Annotated in this window: 5 protein-coding genes; 1 reads left to right on the top strand and 4 read right to left on the bottom strand. The window is 46.1% G+C overall.

Features of this window, described 5'->3' with window-relative positions; genetic code table 11:
* Window positions 1-652: 652 nt before the first annotated feature.
* Window positions 653-1,573: a lipoyl synthase gene (gene lipA / locus H532_RS0117420; protein WP_027726520.1), complete on the bottom strand. Its 921-nt coding sequence runs from the start codon at window positions 1,571-1,573 to the stop codon at window positions 653-655.
* 12 nt (window positions 1,574-1,585) lie between these two features.
* A complete protein-coding gene (locus H532_RS0117415) occupies window positions 1,586-2,404 on the bottom strand; it encodes a lipoate--protein ligase family protein (RefSeq protein ID WP_027726519.1) in 819 nt (272 codons plus the stop codon).
* A gap of 168 nt (window positions 2,405-2,572) precedes the next feature.
* On the opposite strand from H532_RS0117415, the gene H532_RS21005 reads away from it, so the two are divergent.
* Complete coding sequence (locus H532_RS21005) at window positions 2,573-2,707, top strand: hypothetical protein (protein WP_281169058.1); 135 nt, start codon at window positions 2,573-2,575, stop codon at window positions 2,705-2,707.
* A 130-nt stretch (window positions 2,708-2,837) separates the two neighbouring features.
* On the opposite strand, the gene H532_RS0117405 is transcribed toward H532_RS21005, so the two are convergent.
* Window positions 2,838-4,361 (bottom strand): glycine betaine ABC transporter substrate-binding protein, encoded by a 1,524-nt coding sequence (locus H532_RS0117405; protein WP_425426325.1) that lies wholly within the window; start codon window positions 4,359-4,361, stop codon window positions 2,838-2,840.
* A gap of 77 nt (window positions 4,362-4,438) precedes the next feature.
* Window positions 4,439-5,575 carry an ABC transporter ATP-binding protein gene (locus H532_RS0117400; RefSeq protein WP_027726517.1) on the bottom strand — a complete coding sequence of 379 codons (1,137 nt, stop codon included), beginning with the start codon at window positions 5,573-5,575 and terminating at the stop codon, window positions 4,439-4,441.
* Window positions 5,576-5,985: the final 410 nt, after the last annotated feature.

Here is a 5,985-nt window from a genome sequence, read left to right as displayed (position 1 = left end):
TTCATGAATGCTTCATCCGGCATATTTTCGAGGACCAGACGGAGCCGTTCCAAATCTCCCAATTCTTCAATTTCATTCCACGAAAATAAGCTGAGTTGTGGTATAATAGCCATATGGATCCCTCCTTTGGGTGTTTAGTGATTTTGTGATAATTTCATTTTACACCAAAGGGGATCCATTTTTTATGCCCTTTTCGCCTGGGGGGAATTTTTTTAGCTGCTCCGTTCAAAGCATGATTTCCTCTATTTTTACATCGAAAAATGGGGGAAAATTTTTTTGACAGGTCTCGCAAAGTTTTGCGGGACAAGTTATTGCGGACAGCGCAATTAGCTCTATTGATAAGTGAGCTCTCATTTTCATACGTGCATAAAAGCAAATGAAACTCTGATTTTGCTCCAAAGGCTTGCACGGGTAAGAAATTTTTTTCTTTGTCAGGCAAGCAAAAGTGTAACTAGGCTCTGCCATCGCCCAAAAGGTTTGTGTTGGCAAGAAAGCTTTCGTTTTTCTGGCCAAAATAAGGGCAACTGTGGCTTCGTTATTACCTAAAAAAGGTTTTTATTTATCAAGCAATTAAAGGGGAAACTATGCCTCTGCCTTCATCGAAAGTGCTTGGCAGAGCTTAGATTTCTTTAGTAGAGCTAAGCAGTGTCCTTTATTTTGCTTCATCGAGCTTTTTCCATTCAGCCATCAGGCGGCGGCGAAGGGCGGCTTCATTGACTTGTTCATCGGCATGATAGGAAGAGCGGACAAGCGGTCCTGCTTCGCAATGTTTAAACCCTTTTTTCAGAGCGATTTCTTTGAACTCGGCGAACTCATCAGGATGAACGTAGCGCTCGACTTTCAAATGTTTTTTCGTCGGTTGTAAATACTGACCGAGTGTCAGAATATCGACCTGATTGGCCAAAAGATCATCCATCGCCTCTAAGACTTCTTCTTTCGTTTCCCCAAGACCGAGCATCATGCTTGATTTCGTCGGGGTGTTCGGGCTCAGTTCTTTGACGCGCCGCAAGAGTTCCAAGGAGCGGTCATAGGTGGCACGTGCACGCACTCTTTTGGTCAACCGGCGCACCGTTTCAATATTGTGATTGAAAATGTCGGGTTCGGCATCCATCAGCGTTTTGAGGCTATCATAATCACCTTTCATGTCTGATGGCAACACTTCCACGGTACAAGTCGGAACGCGTCGGCGAATGGCGCGAATCGTTTCAGCAAAAACCGCTGCACCGCCATCAGCCAAATCATCCCGGGCAACGGCTGTAATGACGCAGTGGCGAAGGCCCATGATTTCAACGGATCGGGCGACGCGTTCGGGCTCCTGCCAATCCAATTCAGTCGGCTTACCGGTTTTCACCGCGCAAAAGCGGCAGCCGCGCGTGCAAATATCACCAAGAATCATAAATGTCGCGGTCTTTCTCGTTCCCCAGCATTCATGGATGTTCGGGCAGCGCGCTTCCTCACAAACGGTATGCAAGCGGTTTTCCCGCATCAATTTTTTGAGGCCCGTGTAATTTTTGTTCGTGTTCAGTTTAATTTTCAGCCATTCGGGTTTTCTCATGTACTCTTCGGCGGACATTGGGATCACTTCCTATCGGGAATATGTGTAGGCATCATTTTCGTATTTTTCTTTCGCAAGTTCGGCCGCCTCTTGAAGAAGGGCTTCATCCAGCTGCCATTCCACGAGCTCGATTTCCAGTCCCTTTTCGAAGCCCTTTTTAAACGCTTCTTTGACTTCTTCTAATGTGACAGGCCGCTTTAAGATTTCTTCGATTGCCACCGCTTTGTTTTTAAAAGCGCGTTTAGCTTTTTCTTTCACTTTTTCATTAGGGTAAATGAACAGATCGTACAACGCATCGGTATCCATGCGGATGGGGATTGACCCATGTTGTAAAATCACGCCGTGCTGCCGCGTCTGGGCGCTGCCCGCTGCTTTTTTTCCGTCTATCACTAATTCATACCAAGACGGTTCCTCAAAACAAACAGCCGTACCGGTTATTTCTACGCCGTTCTCGGGAATCGCAAGCCCTGCTTCGATACCTAGAAAGCGATACCCTTCTAACAATCCTTGTGAAATGACACGATAGGCCGCCATGACAGACTTTGGCATCTTCGGATGACTCTCGGGAATGACCACGCTGTACGTCAATTCTTGGTCATGTAAAACCGCTAGTCCCCCCGTTGGCCGACGGACAATTCCGAACCCACGGCTTTTAACGTTTTCCACATTAATTTTCCCTTTTGTTTTTTGAAAGTAGCCGAGTGACAGCCCAGCCGGCTTCCAATCATAGAACCGCAAAATCGGAGGCAACGCTTCCCGGCTTTGTTTCCTCAATAGCACTTCATCTAACGCCATATTAAAGGCGGGTGTACCTGTTTCCGTATCAACAAAATACCATTGCTCCGTCATGGTTGATGCCTCTTTTCTCCCAAGAAAACTCAACATATTAATGTTACCGTTCATTCGCCGGTCTTGTAAACCCATTTGACCCCAAACCGGGACATTCGTTTATGCGCTATTTAACCCCCATTCATAGTATAGAGTGACTCGCAACATCTAAGCAAGGGAGGAAGCGGTATGGTATTTCCAGGTGGTGGCTTTGGTTTTGGTGGCCCCTTCTTCAGACCGTGGGGATTTCGTCCGCCATTTTTCGGACCGTTCGGCTTCGGTTTTGGCTTTGGTGCACCGTTTTTCGGACCTTGGTGGATTTAACAGCCACTTTAGGCGGCATCCACCATCGATCCTACAAAACTTGTGCGGTTTTATTAAATGTAAAAGGAAAACCAAGCGCAACATCTACTACGCTTGGTTTTCCAACCGATATGGTTTAGTGAGCCAGCCTTTATTGAATATATCCGCGCTCCTTCAAAAAAGCCTTGGCCACAGCATCAGGGTCTTGTTTTTCGATGTCCACTTTGCCGTTTAATTGCTGCATTTCTTCATTACTGATTTTCCCTGCTAAACTGTTTAACACACGCTTAAGCTCGGGATATTTTTTTAGCGTGTCTTCGCGAATGAGCGGACATGCATAGTATGGCGGGAAGAAGTGTTTGTCATCTTCTAAAACTTGTAAATTAAATTTCGGAATACGCGCATCCGTGGAGAACGCATCGATAACGTCCACTTCCTTTTCTTTAATGGCGTCATACATAATGCCTGAGTCCATCTGCTTCGTTTTCCCAAATTTAATGCCATACGCTTTTTCAAGACCTGGCAGTCCGTCTTTTCTTTCCTGAAATTCGGGTTCTGATGCTAAGGTGAGCTGTCCAGCATGCGGAATCAAATCAGATATGGTTTGAATGCCCCATTTTTTTGCGTCTTCTTTTCGTATCGTCAACGTATAGGTGTTGTTAAAACCGAGAGGCTTAAGCCAAACCAGTCCATATTTGTCCTTAAATTCTTTTTTGACGATATCATAGACGCGGTCGGGGTCGGTGACCATATCTTTTTTCAAAATGTTTAGGAGACCCGTTCCGGTATATTCAACATACATATCGTAATCCCCATTTTTTACGCCTTCAAATGCCGGCGCCGTCCCCCCGAGGTACGTTTTATAGACGACATTTAGGTCGGTTTTTGCCTCAATTAAATTGCCGAGGATGTGAATGATGACTTCTTGCTCGGTAAAATTTTTCCCTGTAAGCACAATCGTTTTATCGCCGCCTGTCGCAAAACTTTTCGCCACAACTGACCCGGCTAGCGCAATGATTAAAACGGTAACCCCTACCCAACGAAAAATTTTCAATTTACGGCTTGCCGTTTTTTTGTCCGGCTCAAGTAGCCCACGTGGCGTGACATCTTGTTCCATCCATTTTAAGACGACATCAAATAATATGGCGAGTAATGCCGCCGGAATCGCGCCGCCTAAAATCAAGCCCGTGTTATACGTTTGCAAGCCGCGGTAAATCAGATCCCCAAGGCCGCCGGCACCAATTAACCCGGCAATGGTCGCGACACCGATGATGAGAACGGCAGCGGTTCGCACACCTCCCATAATCACTCGCAGTGCAAGGGGTAACTCAACCATCCACAAGACTTGCCGATTGGTCATGCCCATGCCAATGCCTGCCTCAATGGCCGATTGGTCGACACCTTTTATGCCTAAATAAGTGTTTCGAAGAATGGGCAAAAGACCGTAAATCGTTAAAGCGATAATCGCTGGCGATTTTCCCGTCCCAATAAAAGGAACAAGAAAGACGAGCAAGGCTAAGCTTGGTATCGTTTGAAAAATCGAGGTGAGCCCGATGACCGGCCCGGCGACGCGTTCATGCCGCGTCAACCATATGCCTAGAGGTACCGATATGATAATGGCAATGGCAATCGAAATAAAAGATAAATAAATATGTTCGAGGACCAATGACCAAATATCCGGCCAGCGATTGACAAAAACATTGAGCGTTTCTTGTATTAACTTAATGACCCATCACTCCCTCTTTGAAATTACTATTGAATGAGTTGGCCGATGACATGTTTCACGAGTCCGGACCGATTGATGATGCCGAGTAATTTGCCATCATGATCGACCACCGGCACCAATCCGTATGGCGATTGCGTGACGCTTTGGACGGCAGCTTCCGGTGTGACGTCGGCCGTGATCGGCGGGACATCATTTTTCTTAATATCATTCAGCGTGAGTTGTTCGTCACGATAAGCCTTTTGTAAATCCCAGATGGTGACAACACCGAGGTACTTTTCGCTTTCTCGATCAGTGATCAGGAGAGTATCTACCCTTTTTTGCCGCATGAGCGTTAAGGCTTCAGCGAGCCCTCGTGTGGCAAAAGCCGTCACCGGGCGGGTGATCAATTTCTTAATGCTCGGTAATGAAACGGAGTCTTGTTGGTCAGTATATTGATCGATGCGGTCTTCGCCGATAAAATCGCGGACAAAATCATTAGCGGGGTGTCTTAGAATATTTTCGGGGGTATCAAGTTGAACAATTTCCCCGTCTTTCATGAGGCAGATGCGGTCGGCTATTTTTAAAGCCTCATCCATATCGTGGGTGACAAAAACGATCGTTTTATGAATTTCTTTTTGCAACCGAACCAGTTCATCCTGCAGTTGTTCACGGCTGATCGGATCTAACGCGCTGAACGGCTCATCCATTAAAATGATTTTCGGTTCAGCGGCAAGTCCCCGTATGACGCCGATGCGTTGCTGCTGGCCACCGCTTAATTCATTGGGATAGCGGTCACCATAAATGTCCGGCGCAAGACCTACCATCTCCATCAGCTCATTGACGCGCTGTTCATATTTTTCCTTATTCCACTTTTTCAAGCGCGGTACGAGTGAGACATTTTCCCGAATGGTCATGTGAGGTAAAAGTCCGATTTGTTGGATCACGTATCCGATGTTTCTTCTCAGTTCAACGGGATTTTCTTCTGAGATTGGCCGCCCTTCGATTTTAATCGTTCCCGATGTCGGCTCTATCAGACGGTTGATCATCTTCATGGTCGTCGTTTTGCCGCAACCGCTCGGGCCGATCAACACAAATAACTCGCCTTCCTGAACTTGAAAAGAAACATTTTTTAACGCCCTAAAACCATCATCATAGACTTTCTCGACATTCTTAAACTCTATCAAAACAACACCTCCATCAATTTTAAAGTGCCGGAACTTTTTCGGCGCAAGTTTTGACGGCGGAGAAACCCTATTAAAACCGTAACATTTCTTAAAAAAAGGCGTCAAAGCGGATATTTTGCTATATAACGGCATATTTGGGCGTCTCAAGGAATAAAGCGCATTCACAGCCGGATCCCTGCCATATCCTCCAATATCATGGCTTATACAGCTAAATAGCCGCGGAAAGGGAGCTATTGTTCAGTGACCTATGGGGAGCTGGATCAAAATCAGCACCTCTGATGCTTTCCAAGTGCATGTACGGCCTGAATTTGCTCTTTTGTTCCAATTTTTTTGGTTTGTTTTTCCATTATCTGGAGCGTCTGCGCATTTTTCGCCTGCTAGAGCCTCAAATTTGCGCATAAATCGGGTTT

The sequence above is a fragment of the Tuberibacillus calidus DSM 17572 genome (assembly GCF_000430685.1).
Taxonomy (GTDB): Bacteria; Bacillota; Bacilli; order Bacillales; family Sporolactobacillaceae; genus Tuberibacillus; species Tuberibacillus calidus.
The sequence above is the reverse complement of the archived record's forward strand: the minus strand, read 5'-3'. Positions and strand labels throughout refer to the sequence as shown.

Excerpts from the sequence above, each read along its gene's own strand:
- lipA (WP_027726520.1), bottom strand. The coding sequence starts at position 1,573 with ATGTCCGCCGAAGAGTACATGAGAAAACCCGAATGGCTGAAAATTAAA.
- H532_RS0117415 (WP_027726519.1), bottom strand. The coding sequence starts at position 2,404 with ATGACGGAGCAATGGTATTTTGTTGATACGGAAACAGGTACACCCGCC.
- H532_RS21005 (WP_281169058.1), top strand. The coding sequence starts at position 2,573 with ATGGTATTTCCAGGTGGTGGCTTTGGTTTTGGTGGCCCCTTCTTCAGA.